Raw genomic sequence first — 23,994 nt, 5'->3', positions numbered from 1 at the left:
ATCCCGACGCGAGCGCGCCCCGGCACCGGCCACGGCGCGCTCGCGTCCTGAGTCCCGGCTGCGCCGGGAGCAAGGAGCGGATGTGAAGGGCCTCCTCGGGCGCTACGGCGCCCCGCTCTTGATGATCCTGCCGTCGATCCTCCTCATCGGTGTCTTCGTGTACGGCCTGCTGGGTGCGAACTTCTGGACGTCGATGACCGACAACCACACGGCGGGGCAGGCCTCCGGCCGCAAGCCCGTCGTCTTCGTGGGACTGTCCAACTACCTCGACCTGCTCGCCACCGAGGACTTCCGCCACTCGCTGGTGAACCTGGTGCTGTTCACCGTCACCTTCCTGGTGGGCGCCCTGGTGGTCGGCTTCGTCTGGGCCTGGCTGCTGGAGCGCCCCATCGTGGGCGGCCGCGCCTTCCAGACCGTCTACCTGTTCCCGATGGCCATCAGCTTCGTCGCCTCCGGCGTGGTGTGGCGCTGGCTGCTGAACTCCAACCAGGGCGAGAGCGCGAGCGGCCTGAACCGGCTGTTCCAGATGATCGGCCTGGACTCCCTGCAGAACCCCTGGTGGAACAACGTCACCTTCGGGATCACGGCGATCGCGCTGCCCGCGATCTGGCAGCTCTCCGGCTATGTGATGGCCCTGTTCCTGGCCGGCTTCCGCGGGGTCCCCGAGGAGCTGCGCGAGGCCGCACGCATGGACGGCGCCTCCGAATGGCAGGTCTACCGCCTGGTGATCTTCCCGCAGCTGACCCCGGTGCTGATGAGCGCGGTGGTGATCATCGCCCACATGTCGCTGAAGTCCTTCGACCTGATCATGTCGATCTCCTCCCCGTCGGCATACCAGACCAAGGTCCCCGCGGTGGACATGTTCGTGTTCAAGTCGAGCTTCGACTACTCCAACGCGGCGGCCGTCGGCGCCTTCCTGCTGATCATCATCGCGTTCCTGATCATCCCGTATCTCGTCCAGCAGCATCGGAGCCGCACCCGATGAGCACCTCCGCCTCCACCACGTCCGTCGCCGCCCCCGCGCCGACCCCCTCCGCCCAGCGCCCCGGCACCGGATTCCGCTGGGCCCGGCTGCTGCGCTACCTCGTGGTCCTGGCCGGGGTGGTCGTGGTGCTGATCCCCGTCTACATCCTGGTCATCACCAGCTTCAAGGGCATCGGGGACGCCACGCCGTCCCGGGCCTGGGCGCTGCCGACCACCTGGACCACCGAGAACTGGACGCAGGCCTGGGACACCCTCGCGCCGTCGATCCTGCGCAGCCTGCAGATGGTGATCCCCTCGACGATCATCTCCGCGGTGCTGGGCTGCATGAACGGCTTCGTGCTCTCGCGCTGGCGCTTCCCCGGAGCGGACATCGTCTTCACGCTGATCCTGTTCGGCATGTTCCTGCCGTACCAGGCGGTGATGATCCCGCTGATGCAGATGCTGCTGTGGGCGGGCGTCCCCAACGGCGTGCCCTCGCTGATCCTGCTGCACGTGGTGTTCGGCATCCCGATCACCACGCTGATCTTCCGCAACTACTTCGAGTCAGTCCCGCACGAGCTCATCGAGTCCGCGAAGGTCGACGGCGCGGGCATGTTCCGCACCTTCTGGCACATCGGGCTGCCGCTCGCGGTGCCGGGCTTCGTGGTGGTGCTGATCTGGCAGTTCACCAATGCGTGGAACGACTTCCTGTTCGCCGTCTTCTTCTCCTCACCGGCCAACGGCCCGGTGACGTTGGCGCTGAACAACCTGGCCAACGGCGCTCTGCTGACCAACTACGGGATCTCGATGGCGGGCGCCCTGCTCGCCTCACTGCCCACGCTGGTGGTGTACATCCTGCTCAGCAAGTACTTCCTGGCCGGGCTTATGCAGGGCTCGGTCAAGGGCTGAGTCCCGCCGGGAAGGCGTCGATCAGAGCATCCGCCGTCTGCTCGTCGATCACCAGGTCGGAGATGTGCCCGCCGAGGAGTGCCGCGTGGAGGGCGCCGATCTTGTGGATGCCCGAGACCGCACAGATCCGCCGCGGGATGGACCGGAGCGCCTCGAGGTCGGGCCCGCTGGTGCGTGCGTTCAGGCGCACGGGCGCGCATTCTCCAGCCCCGTCGAAGAAGGACGTGGCGATGTCGCCGACGGCCCCGTCCTCCTGCAGAACGCGGAAGTCGGTGTCCTCAAGGAAGTTTCCATACAGATGTGGCGCGCTCGGCAGCCCGCCTGAGACCGTGCCGACGTTGAACAGGAAGACATCCGCGTTCTGGATCAGCTGAGTCGTCTGCAGGACCAGACGATCCCTCCCCAGGGCGCCTGCGAGGCCTGGAGTATCGAAGAACAGCGGCAGCGGTCGCTGCAGCACATTGGCCCCGAAGGCGTGCCCGAACCGATCCATCATCCCGTGTGCGTAGTGCACGCCGACGGCCGTGCCGTTCCCCATGCCATTGACCTGGACCACTCGGCAGTTCGTGACGGCCTTGGGCCGCAGCCTGGTGCTGATCGCGTTCACCATGGTCCCCCACGCCACCGCGAGCACCACGTCGGAGGTCACGACGGTGCGCAGGAGCCGGGCCGCGGCCTCCGCCGTCCGGGCGTGCTTCTCCTCGACCGGTGCCTCCTCGGCGACGGGGACGACGAGAGGCCGCACCCCGTAACTGCTCGTCAGCCGCTCGGCGAGACGTGAGGCCCGTGCGCCCGGCTGGAACACCTTGATCTCCACGATGCCGTCCTCGCGGGCACTGGCCAGCAAGCGGGAGACCGTGGCGCGAGAGGTCTCCAGCTCCCGTGCCACAGCGTCCATCGTCTTCTTCTCGACGTAGTAGGCGACCGCCGCGCGCACGGCGCGTCCGTCCTCATCGGTCCTCGCCTCCGGGCTCTCGGCGGCCGAACGCTCCTCCGGGCTGCGCATGCCCGGATCATGCCAGAGATGCCCCGATCTCGTCGGCCCTTCGCTCCTCGATGCACCGTCGTTCACCGAATGCTCGCGCCTCGGCCACCTGCAGGGTGGTCGGGCGATGACTCGCCACTGCCCACGACGGCCCTGGCAGGCGCACTGGAGAGCAGCATCCTGGGGTGCGCATCCGTTCATCCCGCCGCATACACGCACGTGGTGTCGTGCGGTCCCGATCTCGTGCACGAACATCCGTTCATCGCCCTTGCACGCCCCGCAGACCCTCTGCACGATCGCGGTGAGCGCACCAGAGCACCCGTCGAGAAAGGCACGCGAGCATGCGGAAGTACACCCGGAGCATCACCCTCGAAGAGGCCACCGATGTCGTGGTTGTCGGCAGCGGCCCTGCGGGCCTCGCGGCCGCGATCGCGGCCGCCCGGAGCGGCGCGACCGTCCGACTGGTCGAGCAGTACGGATTCCTCGGCGGGAACCTCACCGGCGGACTCGTCGGACCATGCATGACGTCGTTCTCCCTGGATGGGAAGTTGCAGCTGATCCGGGGGATCTTCGACGAGTTCGTCCGCAGGATGGAGTCTCTGGGCGGGGCCGTCCATCCTTCACAGACAGTGTCGGGCAGCCCGTATTCCGGATTCATGACTTTCGGTCATGAGGCCGTCACCCCGTTCGATCCCGAGGTCGCCAAGCGGGTATCGATGGAGATGGCTCTCGAGGCCGGCGTCGAACTCCTGCTGCACTCCATGGTGGTCGACACTGTCGTGGAGGACGGGGCCGTCACCGGGATCGTGGTCGCCCACAAGGGAGGCATGTCCTACGTCCCGGCCGCCGTGACCATCGACGCGAGCGGGGACGGCGACGTCGCCGCGCGGGGCGGTGCTTCGTTCCAGTACGGCCGCGACTCTGACGGCGGGGTGCAGCCGATGACGCTGTTCTTCCGCATCCGGGACGTCGATGACGAGGCGGTCAGCCGCTACCAGGCAGAGCACCCGGAAGAACGCTTCCCCTTCGAATCCATCGTCGAACGGGCTCATGACTCCGGCACCTATTCGCTGCCTCGTCGGGGCGTGCAGCTGTTCAAGACTCTGGAACCCGGAGTGTGGCGGGTCAACACGACCAGGGTCACCGGCGTGGACGGGACGAACGTCCACGACCTCACCATGGCGGAGGTGGTCGCTCGCCAGCAGGTGGTGCAGCTGATGGAGTTCTTCCATCACGAACTGCCCGGCATGGAGAACTGCCGACTGCTCGATACCGCCGGGACCATCGGAGTCCGCGAGACCCGTCGCATCGACGGCGAGTACGCGATCACCCTCGAGGACCTCACCGAGGGCCGCCCCTTCGAAGACGTCATTGCCGTGGCCGGATACCCGGTCGACATCCACAGTCCCACCTCTATCAATGGTCCCTTCGACGACGGCGTCCCTCCGACGGCGAACGTCTACGAGATCCCGTATCGAGCGCTGGTCCCGGCACAGCTGGATGGGCTGATCATGGCGGGCCGCTGCATCTCCGGCAGTCATGAGGCCCTGGCAGCGATCCGTGTCATGCCGCCGGCCTTCGCCATCGGGGAAGCCGCCGGGATCGCCGCGGCCCGAGCCGTCGCCGACCGTCGCGCCCCGCGCCACATCGACGTCACCGATCTGCAGGAGCGGCTCCTCCGGTCCGGTGCGTATCTCGGCGAGCGCATGAGCACGCCCGATCCGCTGATCACCACGCGCTCGTGAATCCGTCATGACCAGCACACGTCATCACCCACCCGTCAGCCCGTCGAAGGAGAACCAGATCATGAGGCGCCGTACCTTCTCACTCGCCGCAGCCGCCTCGGCTGCCGGCTTCGCACTGTCCTCCTGCGGATCGGAGAGCGCGGAGCGCGGTCCGGACGACGAGATCATCGTGACCTTCTGGCACTCGATGCGCGGGAACAACGCCGAATTGCTCGAAGGCTTCGTGCAGGAGTTCAACGACTCCCAGTCCGAGGTCCGCGTCGAGGCCTCGTTCCAGGGAATGTACGACGAAGCGCAGACGAAGCTGATGCAGGTCGTCGGCACGAAGGATGCTCCTGACCTGATGCAGCTGGGATCCGGGGCGAAGCGCGAGATCATCGACAGCGGCATCGCGAGGCCGATGCAGGAGCTGATCGACGCGGCCGGTTTCGACACCTCGGCGATCCAGCCGAGCATCCTGCACTCCCGACAGGTCGACGAGATGCTCTACTCGATGCCGCAGGCGACCTCGGCAGCCGTGCTGTTCTTCAACCGTGAGCTGTTCGAGAACGCGGGGCTGGATCCCGACGATCCGCCGCAGACCTTCTCCGAGATCCGGGATGCCTCGCAGGAGCTCGTCGACTCCGGACTCGTCGATCATGGCATCGCGATGCTCACAACCGGTGGCCCCTTCATCGACATGATGGCCAACCAGGGCGAGCTTCTGTACAACCAGGACAACGGCCGCTCCGGGACGCCCACCGAGGCCGTGTTCAACTCCGATGCCGGCGTGGAGACGATGACGTGGATCCGGGATCTCTACGAGGACGGGCTGCTGGCGAACTTCGGCCGCTCGCTCGACGACCTGCGACCCCCGTGGTATAGCGGTGATGTCGCGATGATCCTGGACACCAGCGCCGCGTCGATCATTCATGACCAGGAGACCAGTTTCGAGGTCGGTGCCGGGTACTTCCCGGTCCCGGACGGCGTTGAGCCACAGGGATCGGTGATCGGAGGCGCCGACCTCTGGATCTTCATAGATTCCCCGGACGAGGCGCAGACCGCGGCGTTCGACTTCGTCAGCCATCTGCTGGACCCGGAGGTGCAGGCGAGGTGGGCCGCGGGCACGGGGTACTACCCGATCACGACCGCCTCCTACGACGAACCCGCCCTGACCACCGCGATGGATGAGATCGAATCGATCCGAGTCGCCAATGAGCAGGTCGGCGACACCCAGACCAACCCGGCGTCCCTCGGGACCGACGCCGGTGTCACCCCGACGGAGTACCTCGGGGATGCCTGGGAGCGGATCTACGACGGAGCGGATCCGCAGGATGAGCTGGACGTTGCTGCCGAGGAGGTCACGAGCGCACTGGAGGCCTACAACGATGCCAACGGCTGAGCGGACGAGGAAGCGTGGCCATCGCGCCTGGCTGGAGGCGGCCAGCGGTATCGGATACCTCTCGCCGGCCCTGCTGATCCTCGGGGTCTTTCTCTTCTATCCCCTGGTCAAGACCGGGTATCTCAGCGCATTTATCACGAACGTGCGTGGTGACGCAGTCAGATTGGCGGGCCTGGGGAACTACTGGAACGTCTTCACCTCATCGACGTTCCTGCCGTCGATGCGCGTCACGCTCCTGTTCACCCTCATGACGGTCCCGTGCACAATCATCATCGCCTTGCTGCTGGCCGTGATGACCAATCGGCAGCTGCGCGGCATCACCCTGTTCCGGACGACCTATGCCTCCACCATGGCCGTCTCCGCGGCGGCGGCAGCGGTGATGTTCCGTGCCCTGTTCCACCCCAGCTCAGGAGCTTTCAACAAGATCCTGGGCCTGCTGGGCATGCCTGACATCGGCTGGCTGACCGATCCCCGCGTCGCTTTGTTCTCCGTGGCCCTCACGACGGTCTGGATGAGCCTCGGGTTCAATTTCCTCGTACTGCTGGGCGGCCTGCAGTCCATCCCCGATGAGCTCTATGAAGCCGCCATGATCGACGGAGCAGGCAGCTGGCGCCGGCTGGTGAACGTCACCATCCCGTTGCTGTCTCCCGTGTTGATGTTCGTCGGCATCGTGTTGGTGATCGATTCGTTCCAGTCCTTCGGGCAGATCGACATCCTCACCCAGGGCGGGCCCGCCGGGGCGACGAACCTGATCGTGTACGAGATCTACCAGAACGCCTTCCCCCGGAACCAGGTCGGGTTCGCCAGTGCCCAGGCCGTCGTCCTCTTCGTGATCGTCCTCGTGCTGACGGCTCTCCAGTTCAAGTTCTCCGAGAAGAAGGTGCATTACCAGTGACGCCCGTGACCGGCCGGTGGTCGAAGGTCATCACCTACGCGGTGCTCGTCGCGCTCGCACTGATCACCGCCTTTCCCGTGCTCTACGCCCTCTCGGTGAGCCTGATGTCGCAGGAGGACTTCAATGCAGGTGCCTTCTTCCCGTCAGAGCTCACGCCCGAGAACTATGCTCGAGCGACGGAGAGCTTCCCGCTGCTGAAGTACCTGCTGAACTCCATGGTCATGTCGCTGCTGGTAACGATGGCGCTGCTCGTCACCAGTTCGACGGCGGCTTTCGCATTCACCTTCGTGACGTTCCGCGGGCGCAGCTTCTTCTTCGCGGTGATCATCAGCACGATGATGATCCCCTGGGAAGCGACGATCATCGTGAACTTCCAGACCGTGCGGGACCTCGATTGGCTCAATACCTTCGCAGGTCTGTCCGTCCCGTCGTTCGCCACAGCCTTCGGCATCTTCCTGCTGCGACAGTCCTTCCTCACCCTCCCGAACGATCTGTACGACGCGGCACGGATCGACGGCTGCCCTCGCCGGCGCTTCTTCGTGACCATGGTGCTGCCCCTGTCGCGGCCGATGCTCGCCACTCTGGCTGTGTACGGATTCCTGACCACCTGGAACAAATATCTGTGGCCGCTGCTGGTGACCAGCGACGACCGCGTGCGCACCGTGCAGATCGGACTGAAGATGATGCAGGGCGAGGAGATGACCGCATGGCCGGTCGTGATGGCCGCCGTGATGATGGCGATCGTGCCGACCGTCGTGGTGCTGCTGTTCGGTGTGCGAAGTCTGCAGCGAGGCCTGATGTCAGGAGCAGTGAAAGGATGACCATGAGATACACCCACGACGGCAAGCGACGCAAAGCGCTCTTCGTCGGCTTCGACGGGGTTCGCGACGACGTGCTGAGAGCGCTCGCCCCGCCCGCCGTCCAGGACCTGGCTTCCCACGGCCGCTGGTGGACGACCACCCTCCCGGACGTCGACGTCGCACCGACGGTCACCGCCGTCGGCTGGTCGACCCTGCTCACGGGGGTCTGGCCCTCGACGCACAAGGTCTCCGGGAACCAGGACGAGTACCACCTGCTGCACCGTTATCCGTCGGTGCTCACCCGTGCCTACAGCGCTGACCGCGAGATCCGCACCTACGGTGCAGCCTCGGCACTCATCTTCGGCACGCACTACGGGCCCGGCCCGATCCTGGGCCCCGGGGTCAACCAGCTCTCGTTCTTCGATCGCCGTGACTACAGTGGCGGGTTCTCAGACACCGATCCCCTGGTGCTCGAGGAGGCTCGACGGGAGCTCCATATCGGGGAGCACGACCTGTCCTTCGTCTATTTCGGGCAGGCTGACAAGGTGGGTCATGCGTATGGCGTGGGTGACGAATACAGAGCGGTCATCGGAGTGCTGGACGACTATCTGGCCCAGCTTCTCGAGGCCGTTCGTCGACGCTCGACCTACGACCGGGAGGAGTGGCTGGTCGTGCTCAGCACCGATCACGGCCATCTCGACGAGGGCGGGCACGGCGGCGGGTCCTGGCAGGAGCGCCAGTCGTTCATCGTCGCCGGGCTCCTGGGCGGTGGGACCGCTGCGCAGTGGCGAGCCGAGGCGGAACCCGTCGACCTCGCACCGACCCTGATGGAGCATCTGGCCGTGCCGATCGATCCGTCATGGGGATATGCCGGCAGGGCGCTGCTGGGGTGAACCCCACCTCACCGGGGCGTCGGCACACGCCGCTCAGGCTCCCGGGCTGAGCGGCGTGATGGCCGCGCTGCGAGCGGCGTCGGCGAGTTCACGGTCATACGTGACCAGCGCATCCGCATCGATCGCGAGTGCGGTGGCGCAGTGGATCGCGTCTGCGCTGCGCAACGGGTGCGAGAGCCGGGAGGCTGCGAGCAGGTGTGATCTGTCGATGTCGATCAGACCGATCCCGGCCAGCAGCATGTCGAGGACCTCTCGCTCGACGAACCTTCGTCGTCGGGCGGCGCAATGCAGCTCGGTGTGCAGAAGGTAGGAGGAGACGATGTCGTCGCCCCTCCCCTGCCACCCGTTGAAGGAGTCGCGCATCGCCGCCGTGCCGGGCTCGTCGATGAGGATCTTCAGCACGGCCGAGGTGTCGAGGTAGACGATCATTCCTCACCCCGCAGGTCGTCCAGGATCTCGCGACTGCTGACGCCGTGCACCGGCGGAATCGCCTCCAGATCGACCTGTTGGACGGCGCTCACCCGCCCCGTCTCTCGCAGAGCATCGAGCGGGGACCTGGAGTACGGCACCAGGCGGGCGACCGTCCGACCATTGTTGGTGATCGAGAACGTCTCCCCGGCCTCGACCCGGCGCAGGATCTCCGTGCTGTGGTTGCGCAGCTCGCGGTGCGGAATGGTGGACATGACGCTCAACTCCTGGCGATCCGATGGCGATCGGTGACCGCGCAACGCGCGGTGTAGCACACCGTAGCAAGGCGCCTGCGCGAGCACCAGATCACTGTCGGTATCGGCGCGGCCGGTCACCGCGACAGCCTCGCCCCATTCCGAGTAGCCTGGGCTACGGGAACGTTCACGAACTCGACGAGGAGCCCTTCCGGATGACCAACACCGCCCTGCCCACCACCGATCCGTCCGACCGCTGGTGGGAGGAGCTGCCCGCCGGGCGCAACCGCCTGCGCGGCCGCGCTCACCTGCACTCCGATACCGCCCAGCTGAGCCTCGACGGCACCTGGGACTTCCGCTACGGGACCCGCGCGGACGGCTCCGACCTGGGCGAGAGCGCCGAGATCGAGGTGCCCGGCCTGTGGCAGCTGCAGGGCTACGGCGCCCCGCAGTACACGAACGTCATCTACCCGATCCCGCGCGACGTCCCGCACGTGCCCGACGAGAACCCCACCGGGCACTACTCCCGCACCGTCACGGTCCCTGCGGACTGGGCCGAGCAGCTCTCCGGCGGCGCCCGCGTGCTGCTGCGCTTCCAGGGCGTGGACTCCGCCGCCAAGGTCTGGATCGACGGCCAGGAGATCGGCGTGACCGCCGGCTCCCGCCTGACCCAGGAGTTCGACGTCACCAACGCCCTCACCGCTGCGGACGCGCCCGGCGAGCACCGGCTGGACGTGCGCGTGGTGCAGTGGTCGGTGAACACCTACGTCGAGGACCAGGACATGTGGTGGGCCTCGGGCATCTTCCGCAGCGTGGACCTGCTGCTGCGGCCGGTCGGCGGCATCCATGACCTGGTCACGGTCGCGGACTTCGATCCGGCCACCGGGCGCGGCACGCTGCGCACCACCGCCTACGACGCCACCGGAGCCCCGCTCGCGGCGCGGGTCGAGGTGCCCGGCCTGGAGCTCTCCTCCCCCACCGGCGAGGACGCGCTCGATGTGGGCGAGGTGCGCCCGTGGTCCGCAGAGGATCCGCACCTGTATGACGTCACCGTGCGCACCGACTCCGAGACGGTCGGCCTGAAGATCGGCTTCCGCCGCGTCGAGGTCGACGGCGAGATCTTCCGCGTCAACGGCGAGCGCATCGTGTTCCGCGGCGTGAACCGGCACGAGGCGGATCCGGTGGTGGGCCGTGCCCAGCAGCTGGAGAACCAGGACCTCGACGTCGCGCTCATGAAGCAGCACAACCTCAACGCGGTGCGCACCTCCCACTACCCGCCCCATCAGCGGTTCCTCGAGGTGTGCGACGAGGCGGGGCTGTACGTGATCTGCGAGGGCGACTTCGAGACCCACGGCTTCCACGCCGATTCCACCTGGGGAGAGGACGGCTCCGGCGCCGCCGAGGGCCCCGCGCAGAACCCGCTGTTCGAGGAGTCGCTGGTGGAGCGGTCGGACCGCTTCGTGCGCCGCGACCGCAACCACGCCTCGATCGTCCTGTGGTCGATCGGCAACGAGGCCGCGAGCGGCCCGGTCACCGAGGCGATGGTCGCCCAGGTGCGGGAGACGGACTCCACGCGCCCCGTGATCTACGAGCAGGACTACTCCGCCTCCTACGTGGATGTCTTCTCGCTGATGTACTCCACCGTGGACGAGACCGAGCAGATCGGTCGGCGCGAGCTGACGCCCGAGTACCAGGACAAGCTCACGCGGATGCTGCGCAGCTTCGCGTTGGACGTCCCCGAGGGCAGCTTCGCGAACCCGCCGGCGCTGACGAAGCCGTTCCTGTGGATCGAGTACGCCCACGCGATGGGCAACGGCGCCGGCTCCCTCAAGGAGTACATGGAGCTCACCGAGAAGTACCCAGCGCTGCACGGGGGCTTCATCTGGGAGTGGATCGACCACGGCCTGGAGACCACCGACGCCGAGGGCAACCGCATCTACGGCTACGGCGGCGACTTCGGCGAACGCCTGCACGACTCCAACTTCGTGGCCGACGGGCTCGTCCTGCCGGACCGCACGCCGTCCCCCGCCCTGCTGGATGCGAAGCACCACTACTCCCCGGTGGGCCTCGCCGTCTCCCCCGGCAGCGTGCGGCTCACCAACCGCTATGCCTTCTCCGACCTCTCGCACCTGCGCGCCGAGGTGTCCCTCGACGCCCAGGCGAGCTGGCAGGAGCTCGAGCTGCCGCAGATCGCCCCGGGCGAGACCGCCGAGGTGGCGCTGCCCGAGCACGAAGGCGCGACCACCACGGTGCGGCTCACCACCCGCGAGGCGCAGGGCCCGGTCCCTTCGGGTCACCTGATCGTCGCCGCGGATCACGTGGACTCCGAGCGCCTGCGCGCCCAGACCGCCCCGTCGGCCGGTGCGGCCCTTGCCCCGCAGCAGGACGAGGACGGCTCCTGGACCCTCGGGCCGGCCCGGTTCGATGATCTGGGCCGCCTCGTGGGCGTCGGCGCGCTGAAGATCGAGCAGGCGGGCGTGGACCTGTACCGCGCTCCGGTGGACAACGAACGCTCCCGCACCCGGTACCCGCTCGAAGCCCGCTGGAAGCGGATCGGACTGGACGTCGCCCGGCGCCGCCTGGTCGAGATCAGCGCCGAGGACGCCGCCGACGGCGCGGCCCTGGTGGTCCGCAGCCGGCTGGGCCTGGACGGCTCGGCGCTCGGGGCCGACGTCACCGAGCGCTGGAGCGCAGACCAGGACGGTCTCTCCGTGCAGGTCACCGTGTCCCCGTCGGAGATCTGGCCGCAGGACCTGCCGCTGCCGCGCATCGGCTGGAGCTTCGCCCTGCCGTCGGCGCCCGATCACGTCGAGTACTCCGGCTACGGTCCGCACGAGTCCTACCCGGACACCGGCGGCGGAACGACCTTCGCCGCCTGGTCCTCCTCCCTCGCGGACTTCCAGGTGCCGTACGTGTTCCCGCAGGAGAACGGCAACCGGGCCCACGTCGTCACCGCGGTGCTGAGCGGCGGCTCCGGGGGCGCTCTCGAGCTGCGCTCCCCCGAGGGTCTGGGGCTCACGGTGCGACCGTGGTCCAGCGCCGAGCTCGATAAGACAGCGCACGACGGGGCGCTGCGCCCGGACGGCCGCACCTGGGTGACCCTGTCGGCAGCGCTGCAGGGCGTCGGCTCCGCAGCCTGCGGGCCCGAGCCGCTGCCGCAGTACGTGCTCTCGGCGCGCGAGGAGACCTTCTCCTTCCGCCTGGCGCCCTCGCAGGCCTGACCCGACACCTCGCCGTGATCGTCGCGACGCCCCGGGCCGATAGTCTGGTCCAGGGCGTCGCGCGGCGTTTCGTGGATACGGCACAGGGAGACGCATGACTCAGGGGTACGGACCGAACAACGGGCAGCAGCCGCAGTGGGGCCAGGGGGACCAGAACCCGCAGCAGCCGACTCAGCCGCAGTGGCAGCCGGCCCCGCAGCCGCAGTCCCCCGCGCAGCCGCAGTGGCAGCCGGCCTCCCCGGCGCCCACTCCCGCACCGGGCGGCTACCCGGGCGCCCCGGCCGCTGCCGCCTATCCCGGCGCCACCGGGCACTCCGCACCGAACGGCGTCGGCTCCGGAGCCGGCTCAGGCTCCGGCTCCGGCTCCGGCTCGAGACTCGCGAAGCTCACCCAGTGGATGCTGATCCTGGTGGCCGCCCTGATCGTGGTGCGCGTGATCCGCGAGATCGTCAGCATCGTGACGTCCCTCGTCGGGAATGCGGCCATGAGCAGCGGCTCCATGGACAACGGCATGGCCGTCGCCGGCGGAGGCGTCATCGTCGGCCTGCTCTTCCTGCTCGTGAACGGGCTGGTCTCGCTGGGCCTGCTCGTCCTCTCGATCATGGTGGCGGTGCAGTCCACGGGGCGCGGACGCGCGGGCGCGATCATCGTCGCGGCGACCCTCGTGGTGTCCGTCATCGTGTACTGGATCTTCTCCGGCATCTTCACCGCCGTCCTCTACAACGCCGGTGACTTCTCCACCATCCAGACCGTATCGATCATCTCTGTCGTGGTCGAGATCGTCCGCCTGCTCGTCGTGTTCGCCGGCCTCATCGTCGGCGGCCTGATGGCGCGGAACTGGGTGAAGCGCACCGTCTGACCCTCGCGCCACCTCCCCTCTCGCCGGCGACGGCCCGCCCCCTCAGGGGTCGGGCCGTCGCTCTGTCACGACCGATCAGCCGCAGGACTCAGGGGTCCGGGGTCAGGGGCTCAGCGAGGAGCGCCGTAGTACGCGCCGGTCGTCTCCTCGCGCAGAGCGTCGAAGTCGCCGCTGTGCAGCGCGCCGCGGATGCGGTCCACCAGGCGCACCACGAAGCGCTCGTTGTGGATCGTGCACAGCGTCGAGGAGAGCATCTCCTTGGCCCGGAACAGATGGTGCACGTAGGCGGCGGTGTAGTGCGTGCAGGTGTAGCAGTCGCAGGCCTCGTCGATCGGTGCGAACTGCCGACGGTACCGCGAACCGGTGAGGTTCACCCGCCCGGTGCGGGTGTAGACCGCGCTGTTGCGGGCCACCCGGGACGGGGAGACGCAGTCGAAGGTGTCCGCACCGGAGGCGATCGCCACGAAGAGGTCGTCGACCTCGCTGATGCCCAGCAGGTGGCGGGGCTTGGCCTCGGGCAGCTCGTCGGTCACCCAGTCCACGATGGTGCCGAGGTTCTCCTTCTCGAGCGCGCCGCCGATCCCGAAGCCGTCGAAGCTCCAGCCCTCCACGTCCATCGCGCCGAGGTCCCGGGACGCCTGCCGGCGCAGGTCCTCGTACTGGGCGCCCTGGATGACGCCCCACAGCTGCTGGTAGGGGCGATGCGTGCGGTCCGCCGTGAGCCGGGCGTGCTCGGCGAGGCAGCGGATCGCCCACAGCCGGGTGCGCTCGAGGGCCTGCTCCTGGTAGCGGCGGGAGTTCATGAGCGTGGTGAGCTCGTCGAAGGCGAACATGATGTCCGCCCCCAGGCCGTGCTGGATCTGCATGGAGATCTCGGGCGTGAAGCGGTGCTCGTCGCCGTTGATGAAGGAGCGGAAGGTGACCCCGTCGTCGTCGACGTGGGCGAGGCGCTCCTTGCCCTCGGCGACGGCGTCGTCCTCCCCGGAGGAGGTGCGGGCCTTCTCCCCGCCGGAGAACTCGCTCGAGAGCACCTTCTTGAAGCCCGCGCCGAGGCTCATCACCTGGAAGCCGCCGGAGTCGGTGTAGGTGGGGCCGGGCCAGTTCATGAAGGCGCCCAGGCCGCCGGCCTCGTCGATCAGGTCGTGGCCGGGCTGGAGGTAGAGGTGGTAGGCGTTGGCGAGCAGCGCCTGGGTGCCCAGATCGCTCATCGACTCCGGCAGCACGGCCTTGACGGTGGCCTTGGTGCCGACGGGGATGAAGGCGGGGGTCGCGATCTCGCCGTGCGGAGTGGTGATCACGCCGGCGCGAGCCTTGTCCCCGTGGCGTGCCGTGACCTCGAACCCGGTCTCGGCCCGGCCCGCGTGGGCGGAGGGTGCGGGGACGGAGGGTCCCGCGGCGGTGGGCAGCGGCTGCGTCGGCTCGGGGGCGTCGGTGGTCACTGGCTCATGGTCCCACGACGTCCCCCGCCCGGACGTGCCGGATCGCCACCGCGACGCGCATCACGCCCGCAGGGTCCGGTGCCCGTCAGCGCGGCCCGCCACGTCGCGCAGACGCCGATCCACTAGAATCCAGCCGAGCACTGCCCACGCCCCACCGGCGCGACAGACGCTCAGGCCGCCGCAGCACGGAAGGGGATCGCGATCAGTTCGCCTCACGATCCCCGCACCCCGACGTCCGGGAGCGCGGGCGGCCGCCGCGCCCGCCCGCTCAGCGCGGAGGAGCAGGCCCGCCAGGCCGCCATCGCCCGCGCGCTCGCTGCACAGTCCGAGGCCGCCCCCGTGGCCCCGATTGCCGATTCCCTCGAGGACTGGACCCAGGAGGCGGCCGCGGAGCCCGCGCAGCCCGACAAGGAGCCGCCGCGCTCCGAGCTCTCCGCGTGGACCGCGGGCGCACTGCCGACCGCGACGTCCTCGCTCGATGACTGGCTCCAGGGCCCGATCGAGCTGCACGCCGAACGGGAGGCCGAAGACGCCTGGTCCACGGCGGATTCCGTCTCCGGCACCTGGGTCCCGGCCGACGAAGAGCGCCGCTCCCGCACGGCCACCGCCGACGATGCCGCCCGTGCAGGCGGCCGGAGCACGCCGGCCGCCGCGGAGGCGCGCCACGCCCGCCCGGTCTTCCGCCACGAGCTGCACGGCCTGCGAGCGGTCGCGCTCGGACTGGTCGCGATCTACCACATCTGGCTCGGCCGGGTCTCCGGCGGGGTGGACGTCTTCCTCTTCCTGTCCGCCTTCTTCCTCACGGGGACCTTCGTGCGGCGCCTGGAGAGCGGCCGGCCCCTCGGCGTGCCCCGGTACTGGCTGCACACCTTCAAGCGCCTGCTGCCGCCCGCAGCCGTGACGATCGTGCTCACCCTCGTCGGGACGGCGGCGTTCCTGCCCTCCTCGCTATGGCCCACGGTGATGCAGGAAGCGGTCGCCTCGGCCGCGTACGTGCAGAACGCGCTGCTGGTGTTCCTGCAGGTCGACTATCACGCCCGCGATGCCGGCGGCGCCTCTCCCCTGCAGCATTTCTGGTCCCTCAGCGTGCAGGGGCAGGCCTTCGTGGTGTGGCCGCTGCTGTTCCTCCTGGTGGTGCGCCGGGCGCGGCGCGGCCAGAGCGTGCGCCGGCCCCTGGTGGTGCTCATGCTGGCGATCGCGGCCGCGTCGCTCACCTGGTCCGTGATCAGCACCCAGACCCAGCAGCAGGTGGCCTACTTCGACACCGCCGCCCGGCTGTGGGAGTTCGCCGCCGGGTCCCTGCTCGCGCTCGCCCTTCCCGTCATCGACCGGCTCACCGGTGCCAGCCGCCCGGAGGACGGTGCGCCGCCGCGCCTGCGCACCGGCCGCGCCCTGCTCGGGTGGGCGGGCATCGCCGCCCTGCTCGCCTGCGGCATCGTGCTGGACGTATCGACCATGTTCCCCGGCTGGATCGCCATCGTGCCGCTGGCCGCGGCGGGCGCCGTGGTGGTGGCGGGATACTCGGGTCGCCGCTGGGGCATCGATGCGCTGCTCTCCACCCGCCCGGCAGCCTTCATCGGCGACATCTCCTACGCACTGTATCTCGTGCACTGGCCGATCCTCGTGCTCTGGCTGCACCAGAGCGGCCAGCAGCGGGCCGGGCTGCTGGACGGCCTCGTGGTGCTCTCCGGCTCGGTGCTCCTGGCCTGGCTGGTCACGCGGGCGGTGGACGCGCCCGTGCGCCGTTCACGCTGGCTGGAGGCGAAGCCCTGGCGGGCGCTGACGGCCGTCGCCGCGAGCTTCGCCCTGGTGGCGGCCGCCTCCGGCGGCTGGTGGCTGGTGCTGAGCGGGTCCGGCGCGCAGACCCCCGCCGCCTCCACCCAGGAGCTGCCCACTGACGAGGTCGCGACCGAGGCACCCACCGAGCTCCGCCCCGCCGGCTGGCAGCTCGGCTCCCAGTGGCCGGACCTCCCCGAGCGCTGCGCCGGCGACTGGGCCCCGTCGGCCGATTTCCCCCACGTGCTCTGCCAGCAGCTGCTGCCCGGCAACGCCGAGGCCTCCGGCACCATCGTGGTGGTGGGCAGCTCGCACTCCCGGCAGTACATCCCCGCTCTGCTCCCCACCGCCGAGGCGGAGGATCTGCAGATCGTGAACCTGTCGATGGACGGCTGCCAGTTCCTGGCCGGGGCCGAGCGCGACAGCTACTGCGCGGGCTACGACGAGTACGTGCTCTCCTACCTCGACGCCGTCGAGCCCGACACGGTGCTGTCCACGGTCACCCTCACCGAAGCCGGCACGGCGGACGAGACGCTGCCGGACGGCGCCGAATCCTCCGTGCAGGCGCTGCTGGATCGCGGCATCGACGTGATCGCGGCCCGGGACACCCCGCGCTGGGAGGAGGACCAGTACCAGTGCGCCGAGGCGGTGATCGACGGCGGCGGCACCCCAGTGGACGCCGACGAGGAGTGCGGCGCGGAGGCGTCGGACCGCCTCGCGGCCTCGAACCCCGCCGAGCCCCTCGCCGATCTCGTTCCCGCGGATCCGCAGAGCGACGCGCGGGTCACCCTGCTGGATCTCTCGGACCGGATCTGCCCGGACGGACGCTGCTCCCCGGTGCTCGGGGACGTCGCCGTCTACATGGATGACGACCATCTGACCAGGCTCTTCGTCGAGGAGAACCTCGCTCCGGCCGTGACGGAACAGCTGATGAACGACGCGTGAACAGGTCGGCCACCTGAGCACATTACGCTGTCCGGGTCCCGGGCCCCTCTGGTGCCCGTTCCCGAAGGAAGCAGGTGCACGCGGTGGAGTCGACGGGAGTGCTCACCGTGGTCCTCGCCGTGCTGGCGATGGTCGCGGTGCTCGTGGTCCCGGGGCTGCCCACGGTGCTCGCCCTGCGGCTGCGCCCGCTCACCGCGGCCGCGGCCCTCGCGCCGACGTCGCTCTCGCTGATCGCGATCACAGCGGAGATCGGTCACCAGGCCCGCATCCCCTGGAGCGTCCTGTCGCCCGTGGTGCTGGGACTGCTGCTGGGGGCCGCGCTGATCCCGCTCGGTCGACGTCTCACGCCTCATCCCACCGCCGTCGGCACGGCCGACGCCGCCGCTGACGACGCCGGCCTCAGCACGGACCCGCACCCCGCCTCCGCCCGTCGACCGTTCTTCTCCCGGCCGCGCGGTCTCGCCCTCGCGGTCCTCGGCGGCCTCGCCCTGGGCGGCGGCACCGTGCTGGTCCGTGCGCTGATGATGATGGGCAGCATCGACGCGATCAGCCAGAGCTACGACAACGTCTTCCATCTCAACGCCGTCCGGCACATCCTGCGCGCCGGGGACGGCTCGGCGTGGGTGGTGGGCGGGATGACCGCGCTGCCCGGCGAGGCCGCCTACTACCCCTCGCTGTGGCACCAGGCGGTGAGCCTCGGGGTGCAGCTGTCCGGGCAGGAGATCATCCTCGTCTCGAACGTGATGATGCTGCTGGTGAGCGCCGTGGTGTGGCCGCTGGGCCTGATGGCGCTGGTGCGCACCACGACCGCCTGCGGCCCCTTCGGCCTGTTCGCCGCGGGCGGCCTGGCCGGCATGACCGCCGCGTTCCCGCAGTCCCTGATGTCGTGGGGCATCGTGCTGCCATACCTGCTCTCGGTCGCGCTGATGCCGTTGGTCGTGATGGTGGTCGCGCACATCGCTGGGCTCGCGGAGCGTCGCCTCCGCACCTCTCAGCTCCTCGTGCTCGCTCCGCTGATCCTGCTCTCCGCGGCACTCGCCCATCCGCAGGGCGTGTTCGTGGGGATCGCGCTCGGGCTGCCGATCCTGGGGTGGGCCGCGCTGGTGCGCGCCCGCGACCTGGTACTCCGCGCACCGGATTCCTGGCGGCGGTTCTGGCCGCTGGCGCTGCTCACGCTCGTCGCCGCCGTGGTCTCCCGACAGATCTGGCTAGTGGCCCGGCCCCCGCAGTCCTCCGCGGTCTGGAGGCCCAACGCCACCCTCACCCAGGCGATCGGCCAGGTGGGTTCTCTGTCCCCGAACGCGACACCGGCCTGGGTGCCGCTGGGTGTCGTCATGCTGCTGTGCCTGATCGCCGTCCTGCTGCTGACGACGTCGCGGTGGCTGGTGGCATCCTGGCTGGGCGCGGCCGCGCTGTCGGTCGCGACCCGCGCCACCCCTCCCGGCGATCTCCGATACCTGCTCACGGGCAACTGGTACAGCGACAACTACCGTATCTCCGCGCTGGTGCCGGTGGTCGCGATCCCGCTGCTCGCCGTGGGGATCGACGTGATCGGCCGACGGCTGCTCCGCCTCCTGACCGACCGGCGCCCGCGCATCTCCGCCGGATCCACCGTCGCCGGCCGTCTCGTCGGCCCCATCGTCGGTCTGCTCGCGGTGCTGGGCGTGCTGACCTTGTCGCTGAGCTCCCCGGCGACCGCGGTCAACGAGAACTATCTTGAGGCGGACTGGCGCAGCACCGTGCTGCTCAGCCCGGATGAGCGCGCCCTGCTCGAGCAGCTCCCCGACGTGGTGCCCGAGGACGCGGTGATCGCCACGAATGCCTGGAACGGCAGCTCGCTGGCCTACGCGATCTCGGACCGTCCCGTGCTGAACACCTTCATGGGCTTCGAGGCCGAGCCCGAGGTGCACCTGCTCAACGGGCGCCTGGACGAAGCGCAGACGAACCCGGAGGTGTGCGACGCCGCCGAGGACCTGGACGTCGAGTACGCCCTCGACTTCGGCCCCCAGGAGCTCCACGGCCGTTCCGCGAGCTACACGGGACTCAACGAGATCTCCGAGACGGAGGCCGCCGAGGTGGTCCTGCAGGTCGGCGACGCCAAGCTCCTGCGCATGCTCCCCTGCCGCGGCACCGATGGTTCAATGACGTCGTGAACGCCTACTCCGCCTCCGCCCCGTCCCCGCGCGCCCGCGCCACCGCCCTCGACCTCGGGGACTTCGTCACCGCGTCCCCGTCGAGCTTCCACGCCGCCCGCGAAGCCGCGCGCCGGCTCGAGGAGGCCGGCTTCACCGAGCTCGACGAGACCGCCCCGTGGGAGGCTGCCGACGTCGCCGGGGACCGGTACGTGCTGCGCGACGGCTCGCTCATCGCGTGGTCCGCGCCCGAGGGAGCCGACCCGGCCAGCGCCTGGCGCATCGTCGGCTCCCACACCGACTCCCCCGCCCTGAAGCTCAAGCCGAACCCGGACCTCGGCGGCGAGGGCTTCGCGCAGGTGGGCGTCGAGGTCTACGGCGGACCGCTGCTGAACTCGTGGCTGGATCGGGAGCTGCGCCTGGCCGGGCGCCTCGCCCTGGCCGATGGCCGCACCGTGCTGGTCAGCACCGGGCCCGTGCTCCGCGTGCCCCAGCTCGCGGTGCACCTGGACCGCGCCGTGAACAAGGACGGTCTGCAGCTGGACCCGCAGCGTCACCTGCAGCCGGTGCTCGGCCTGGGCTCGGTGGACGTCATGGAGCTGCTGGCCGCCGAGGCCGGCGTGCCCGCACACGACATCGTCGGCTTCGACGTGGTGACGGTCGATGCCCAGGCCCCGGCCCTGTTCGGCGCCCACGAGGAGTTCCTCGCCTCGGGTCGGCTGGACAACCTCACCTCGGTGCACGCCGAGGTGGAGGCCCTGATCTCGGTGGCGGCCGCCGGTCATGACGAGGGCGCGCCGATCGCGCTGATGGTCGCCAACGATCATGAGGAGGTGGGCTCTGCCTCCCGCTCCGGCGCCGCGGGGCCCTTCCTCGAGGACGTGCTGGTGCGGATGCATGCCGCCGTCGGCGGGGACGAGGCGTCCCGGCGCCGCGCGTTCGCCTCCTCGATGGTGCTCTCGGCCGATGCCGGCCACGCCGCCCATCCGAACTACCCCGAGCGTCACGACCCCGTCACCCGGCCCCGGCTCGCCGAAGGGCCGATGCTCAAGATCAATGCCCAGCAGCGCTATGCGACCGATGCCGTGGGCATCGCCGCCTTCGCCGCCGCCTGCGATCGTGCCGGGGTGCCCTACCAGCACTTCGTCTCGCACAACGCCATGCCCTGCGGGTCCACGATCGGTCCGATCACCGCGACCCGCCTGGGCATGACCACGATCGACGTCGGCCTCACCCTGCTGTCCATGCACTCGGCGCGCGAGATGTGCGCCGTCACCGACCCGCTCCTGCTCCAGCAGGCCTGCGCCGCCTTCCTGCGCGGCTGAGAGGCGCCCCGCTCCCTCCATGCCCTCCACGCCCCACCAGCGCCGCCGGCCCCACCGGCCCCACCGGTCCGGCTCCTCCTCCCCCGCAGGCACGACCGGCGGCACCGCCGCGGGACGCTTCCGGCCCGAGCTCCACGGGCTGCGCGGCCTCGCGATCGCCCTGGTGGTGCTCTACCACGTGTGGTTCGACCGGGTCTCCGGCGGCGTGGACGTCTTCCTGTTCCTGTCCTCGTTCCTGCTGGTGGGGACGTTCCTGCGCCGAGTGGACCGCGGCGAGGGCACGCGCCCTCTCGCGTACTGGGGGCGCACCTTCAAACGGCTGCTCCCGCCCACCGCCGTGGTCTCGCTCGCCACCCTGGGCGGGGTCTACCTGATCCTCCCGGCCGACCGGTGGATGCCCGCGATCACGGACGCGATCGGCTCGCTGCTGCACGTGGAGAACTGGGTGCTGATCCAGCGGGGCGTGGACTACAACGCCGCCGCCGAGACCGGTCCTTCCGCCTTCCAGCACTTCTGGTCGCTGTCCATCCAGGGCCAGGTGTTCCTGCTGTGGCCGCTGCTGATCGCCGCCGGCGTACTGGTCGCGCGCGTGCTGCGCCGCTCCCCGCGGGCCGTGCTCGGCGTGGTCTTCGCGCTCGTCCTCGTGGCCTCCTTCGCCTGGTCGGTGCACTCGACGGCCACCCAGCAGGAGATCGCCTACTTCGACACCTTCACCCGGCTGTGGGAGTTCACCGCGGGCAGCCTGCTGGGACTGCTGCTGCCGCTGTGGGAGGAGCGCGCCGCCGCCCGCCGCTCCGGTCGCAGACGGTCGGTCCCCCGTGCCGCGCCCCCGCTCCGGGTGATCGCCGGCTGGGCGGGCATCGCCGGCCTGATCTCGTGCGGTCTGCTGATCGACGTGCAGGGCGCGTTCCCGGGCTGGATCGCGGCGTGGCCGCTCGCGGCGGCCGCCGTGGTGCTGCTCGTGGGCACCACCGGGCACCGGTTCAGCGTCGACCGGATCCTGTCCACCGGCCCCGCGAAGGTGCTCGGGGACATCTCCTACGGCCTCTATCTGGTGCACTGGCCGCTGCTGACGCTGTACCTCGCCCACACCGGCAAGGACCGCGCAGGGGTGCTCGACGGACTGCTGCTGATCCTCGCCTCGCTCGCCGCCGCCTGGCTGCTCACCCGCGTGGTGGACACGCCGATCCGGCGCTGGCCGTGGGCGGGCGCGAAGGCCTGGCGCTCCGGCGCCGTGGCGCTCACCTGCCTGGTTCTCGGGCTCACACCGGCACTCGCCGCCCAGCAGTACCTGCTCACCCAGCAGCGCGACGCCGAGCGTCGCGCCACGGCCGACAACCCCGGCGCGCGCGTACTCGACCCCGACTTCGCGCCGCACCCCGACGCGGATCCCGACGCCGCGCCCCTGCCGTCGGCCGCGATCCTCCCCCAGGACTGGGAGAACCTGCCGCTGTCCTGCGAGGGCGAGTTCGCCCCGACGGACGGGATGCTCGCGGACTCCTGCCGCATGACCGATGCGCCCGACGACGCCCCGGTGATCGTCGCGACCGGCAACTCACGCCTCGCCCAGACCGCCGTCTCCCTCACGGGCCCGGCGCAGGAGAACGACTGGCGGCTGATCATCGTGCGGGCTCCGAGCTGCGGCTTCACCCCCGGCAGCGCCTCCTACCTGGGGCCGGAGTGCGATGCCCACAACGAGGCCGCGAGCGAGTACATCGACCAGCTGCAGCCCGAGGCGGTGGCCGTCTCGACCACCCTGCTGCCCCATGAGGGCCCAGAACGGGTCGATCTGGTCACCGAGGGCGAGGTGCCCCGGCTGCTCGAGGGCGGGACGGACGTGATCGCGCTGCGCGATACACCGCGCCTTCCCGAGAGCCCGGTGCCCTGCCTCGAGGCGGGCGACGTCGAGGACTGCACCCAGGCGCTGGATCCGAAGATCATGCCCGAACGGCGCACGGACGCCGCCGTGCTCGAGACGCTCGCCGCCCGCGGGGAGGGCGAGGTGTTCCCGGTGGACCTGGTGCCGGTGATCTGCCCGGAGCACGCGTGCACGCCGATCATCGGCAACGTGCACGTCATGTTCGACGAGGACCACCTCACGGCGACCTACATGGAATCCTCCGGGGACGAGGTCGCCCGGCAGCTCGGGGACGCCGGCTTCCGCTGGTGAGCGCGGGAGGTCCTCCCGCTCACCCGCCCGCACAGCTGGCTCACCTGCCTGCTCAGCTGCCCTCGATGCTGCGTCGGGCGAGGGTCTCGACCTCGGCGACCGCGGAGCGCACCCGCGACACCACGTCGTGCTCGGGCCCGTGCTCGCGCTGGGCATCCTTCAGCAGCTCGTCGACCTGGAAGAACGCGTCCTCGAGCTGGCCGGATTCGGCCGTGGCCACGGCGAGCTCCGCACGCAGGTCGATCGCCTCGAGCGAGAGGGACTCCCCGCGCTCCAGCAGGTCCAGCAGTCGGCGGGTGGCGTCATCGACGCGCTCGTGCGGGGTGCTCATCGCGGGCTCCTTCGGGGCAGGCTGGTCGCCCGTGATCCTACGTGCCCTGCTCAGCAGGCCCGGACCCGTAGTCTGAGCGGGCCATGGAGATCAATCCCTACGAGTCGCGTCTGCGCATGCTGCAGCAGATCGACGGGGTGCAGATGCAGCGCGAGGCGGCTCCGGACGAGGAGACCGCCGGGTGCCCGGGCTGCCCCTACTTCTGGACCTGTCCGGTCACGCATCGGGGCGAGGAGGTCACGCCTCCTCGGGAGATCGATCTCGCCGAGGTCGAGGACGTCCTGGGCCCGCGCCGTGCCTACCGTCCGCGCGACGAGTCCGATGTCGGCTGGACCGACGACTGGCTGGACGAGGACGGCCTGCGGAGCGAGGAGCCGGAGGAGCCCGACGCTCCCGACGCTCCCGAGCCGTCGTCGGCCCCGCAGCCCCACCGCCGTCGGGGCCTGTTCGGACGCCGACGCTGACCGTCGGCTCAGGCCTCGGAGCTGACGCGGTGGGCCCTCGCCGCCGCGCCGAACCCGGCCGGGCAGGTGCCCTCACGCATCGCGGCCCAGGCGAGCGTC

General features: G+C 70.0%; 19 protein-coding genes. 14 read left to right on the top strand and 5 right to left on the bottom strand.

Annotated features, from left to right (window positions below; all coding sequences use genetic code 11):
- Positions 1–82: 82 nt before the first annotated feature.
- Positions 83–985, top strand: a complete 903-nt coding sequence (locus CIK81_RS17020) for a carbohydrate ABC transporter permease (RefSeq protein ID WP_114355952.1) — start codon at positions 83–85, stop codon at positions 983–985.
- Positions 982–1,872, top strand: coding sequence for a carbohydrate ABC transporter permease (locus tag CIK81_RS17015; RefSeq protein WP_096197502.1), 891 nt, complete (start codon positions 982–984; stop codon positions 1,870–1,872). Before CIK81_RS17020 ends, CIK81_RS17015 begins: the two co-directional genes overlap by 4 nt.
- Here CIK81_RS17015 and CIK81_RS17010 read toward each other — a convergent pair.
- Positions 1,862–2,878: a sugar-binding transcriptional regulator gene (locus CIK81_RS17010; RefSeq protein WP_158542092.1), complete on the bottom strand. Its 1,017-nt coding sequence runs from the start codon at positions 2,876–2,878 to the stop codon at positions 1,862–1,864. The genes CIK81_RS17015 and CIK81_RS17010 overlap by 11 nt on opposite strands.
- A gap of 320 nt (positions 2,879–3,198) precedes the next feature.
- Here CIK81_RS17010 and CIK81_RS17005 point away from each other — a divergent pair, with 320 nt between their 5' ends.
- The 5 genes from CIK81_RS17005 to CIK81_RS16985 all read left to right on the top strand — a co-directional run bounded on the left by CIK81_RS17005 (position 3,199) and on the right by CIK81_RS16985 (position 8,571).
- Positions 3,199–4,602: an FAD-dependent oxidoreductase gene (locus CIK81_RS17005; RefSeq protein ID WP_114355950.1), complete on the top strand. Its 1,404-nt coding sequence runs from the start codon at positions 3,199–3,201 to the stop codon at positions 4,600–4,602.
- A gap of 61 nt (positions 4,603–4,663) precedes the next feature.
- Complete coding sequence (locus CIK81_RS17000; protein ID WP_158542091.1) at positions 4,664–5,983, top strand: ABC transporter substrate-binding protein; 1,320 nt, start codon at positions 4,664–4,666, stop codon at positions 5,981–5,983.
- The gene (locus CIK81_RS16995) at positions 5,970–6,878 is read left to right on the top strand and encodes a carbohydrate ABC transporter permease (RefSeq protein WP_114355948.1); all 909 of its coding nucleotides are present in this window, start codon (positions 5,970–5,972) and stop codon (positions 6,876–6,878) included. The genes CIK81_RS17000 and CIK81_RS16995 overlap by 14 nt, the downstream gene beginning before the upstream one ends.
- Positions 6,875–7,699, top strand: a complete 825-nt coding sequence (locus tag CIK81_RS16990; RefSeq protein ID WP_199586403.1) for a carbohydrate ABC transporter permease — start codon at positions 6,875–6,877, stop codon at positions 7,697–7,699. The genes CIK81_RS16995 and CIK81_RS16990 overlap by 4 nt, the downstream gene beginning before the upstream one ends.
- 2 nt (positions 7,700–7,701) lie before the next feature.
- A complete protein-coding gene (locus CIK81_RS16985; protein ID WP_158542090.1) occupies positions 7,702–8,571 on the top strand; it encodes an alkaline phosphatase family protein in 870 nt (289 codons plus the stop codon).
- Positions 8,572–8,604: 33 nt separating this feature from the next.
- Here CIK81_RS16985 and CIK81_RS16980 read toward each other — a convergent pair whose 3' ends face one another.
- Both CIK81_RS16980 and CIK81_RS16975 read right to left on the bottom strand, forming a co-directional pair.
- Entirely contained in the window at positions 8,605–9,000 is a 396-nt protein-coding gene (locus CIK81_RS16980; RefSeq protein ID WP_114355946.1) for a type II toxin-antitoxin system VapC family toxin, read from the bottom strand.
- The gene (locus tag CIK81_RS16975; protein ID WP_199586401.1) at positions 8,997–9,254 is read right to left on the bottom strand and encodes a type II toxin-antitoxin system Phd/YefM family antitoxin; all 258 of its coding nucleotides are present in this window, start codon (positions 9,252–9,254) and stop codon (positions 8,997–8,999) included. The genes CIK81_RS16980 and CIK81_RS16975 overlap by 4 nt, the downstream gene beginning before the upstream one ends.
- Before the next feature lie 194 nt (positions 9,255–9,448).
- Between CIK81_RS16975 and CIK81_RS16970 the strand changes: the two genes are divergently transcribed.
- Together CIK81_RS16970 and CIK81_RS16965 are read left to right on the top strand one after the other, a co-directional pair.
- Positions 9,449–12,454, top strand: a complete 3,006-nt coding sequence (locus CIK81_RS16970) for a glycoside hydrolase family 2 TIM barrel-domain containing protein (protein WP_114355944.1) — start codon at positions 9,449–9,451, stop codon at positions 12,452–12,454.
- A gap of 94 nt (positions 12,455–12,548) precedes the next feature.
- Positions 12,549–13,313, top strand: coding sequence for a hypothetical protein (locus CIK81_RS16965; RefSeq protein ID WP_114355943.1), 765 nt, complete (start codon positions 12,549–12,551; stop codon positions 13,311–13,313).
- Between the two features lie 110 nt (positions 13,314–13,423).
- On the opposite strand, the gene tgt is transcribed toward CIK81_RS16965, so the two are convergent.
- A complete protein-coding gene (gene tgt, locus CIK81_RS16960; protein ID WP_114355956.1) occupies positions 13,424–14,719 on the bottom strand; it encodes a tRNA guanosine(34) transglycosylase Tgt in 1,296 nt (431 codons plus the stop codon).
- Between the two features lie 372 nt (positions 14,720–15,091).
- Between tgt and CIK81_RS16955 the strand changes: the two genes are divergently transcribed.
- The 4 genes from CIK81_RS16955 (at position 15,092) to CIK81_RS16940 (ending at position 23,100) form a co-directional block, all read left to right on the top strand.
- Positions 15,092–17,473, top strand: a complete 2,382-nt coding sequence (locus tag CIK81_RS16955; RefSeq protein WP_241964239.1) for an acyltransferase family protein — start codon at positions 15,092–15,094, stop codon at positions 17,471–17,473.
- Between the two features lie 83 nt (positions 17,474–17,556).
- A complete protein-coding gene (locus CIK81_RS16950; RefSeq protein ID WP_241964238.1) occupies positions 17,557–19,626 on the top strand; it encodes a DUF6541 family protein in 2,070 nt (689 codons plus the stop codon).
- Positions 19,623–20,930, top strand: a complete 1,308-nt coding sequence (locus CIK81_RS16945; protein ID WP_114355941.1) for a M18 family aminopeptidase — start codon at positions 19,623–19,625, stop codon at positions 20,928–20,930. Before CIK81_RS16950 ends, CIK81_RS16945 begins: the two co-directional genes overlap by 4 nt.
- Before the next feature lie 19 nt (positions 20,931–20,949).
- A complete protein-coding gene (locus tag CIK81_RS16940; RefSeq protein WP_114355940.1) occupies positions 20,950–23,100 on the top strand; it encodes an acyltransferase family protein in 2,151 nt (716 codons plus the stop codon).
- A 52-nt stretch (positions 23,101–23,152) separates the two neighbouring features.
- Here CIK81_RS16940 and CIK81_RS16935 read toward each other — a convergent pair whose 3' ends face one another.
- Positions 23,153–23,431: a hypothetical protein gene (locus tag CIK81_RS16935; protein WP_096197493.1), complete on the bottom strand. Its 279-nt coding sequence runs from the start codon at positions 23,429–23,431 to the stop codon at positions 23,153–23,155.
- Between the two features lie 83 nt (positions 23,432–23,514).
- On the opposite strand from CIK81_RS16935, the gene CIK81_RS16930 reads away from it, so the two are divergent.
- A complete protein-coding gene (locus tag CIK81_RS16930) occupies positions 23,515–23,895 on the top strand; it encodes a hypothetical protein (RefSeq protein ID WP_114355939.1) in 381 nt (126 codons plus the stop codon).
- Positions 23,896–23,994 lie beyond the last annotated feature (99 nt).

This window comes from Brachybacterium sp. JB7 (assembly GCF_003335205.1).
In the GTDB taxonomy this organism is placed as follows: Bacteria; Actinomycetota; Actinomycetes; order Actinomycetales; family Dermabacteraceae; genus Brachybacterium; species Brachybacterium alimentarium.
This window is presented reverse-complemented; position numbering and strand designations above follow the sequence as displayed.

What these genes read in the sequence shown, in the direction of transcription:
- CIK81_RS16995 (WP_114355948.1), top strand. Translation starts at nt 5,970, where the DNA reads ATGCCAACGGCTGAGCGGACGAGGAAGCGTGGCCATCGCGCCTGGCTG.
- CIK81_RS16930 (WP_114355939.1), top strand. Translation starts at nt 23,515, where the DNA reads ATGGAGATCAATCCCTACGAGTCGCGTCTGCGCATGCTGCAGCAGATC.
- CIK81_RS16935 (WP_096197493.1), bottom strand. Translation starts at nt 23,431, where the DNA reads ATGAGCACCCCGCACGAGCGCGTCGATGACGCCACCCGCCGACTGCTG.
- CIK81_RS17005 (WP_114355950.1), top strand. Translation starts at nt 3,199, where the DNA reads ATGCGGAAGTACACCCGGAGCATCACCCTCGAAGAGGCCACCGATGTC.
- CIK81_RS16965 (WP_114355943.1), top strand. Translation starts at nt 12,549, where the DNA reads ATGACTCAGGGGTACGGACCGAACAACGGGCAGCAGCCGCAGTGGGGC.
- CIK81_RS16980 (WP_114355946.1), bottom strand. Translation starts at nt 9,000, where the DNA reads ATGATCGTCTACCTCGACACCTCGGCCGTGCTGAAGATCCTCATCGAC.
- CIK81_RS16975 (WP_199586401.1), bottom strand. Translation starts at nt 9,254, where the DNA reads ATGTCCACCATTCCGCACCGCGAGCTGCGCAACCACAGCACGGAGATC.
- CIK81_RS16940 (WP_114355940.1), top strand. Translation starts at nt 20,950, where the DNA reads ATGCCCTCCACGCCCCACCAGCGCCGCCGGCCCCACCGGCCCCACCGG.
- CIK81_RS16985 (WP_158542090.1), top strand. Translation starts at nt 7,702, where the DNA reads ATGAGATACACCCACGACGGCAAGCGACGCAAAGCGCTCTTCGTCGGC.
- CIK81_RS17015 (WP_096197502.1), top strand. Translation starts at nt 982, where the DNA reads ATGAGCACCTCCGCCTCCACCACGTCCGTCGCCGCCCCCGCGCCGACC.
- CIK81_RS17010 (WP_158542092.1), bottom strand. Translation starts at nt 2,878, where the DNA reads ATGCGCAGCCCGGAGGAGCGTTCGGCCGCCGAGAGCCCGGAGGCGAGG.
- CIK81_RS16970 (WP_114355944.1), top strand. Translation starts at nt 9,449, where the DNA reads ATGACCAACACCGCCCTGCCCACCACCGATCCGTCCGACCGCTGGTGG.
- CIK81_RS17000 (WP_158542091.1), top strand. Translation starts at nt 4,664, where the DNA reads ATGAGGCGCCGTACCTTCTCACTCGCCGCAGCCGCCTCGGCTGCCGGC.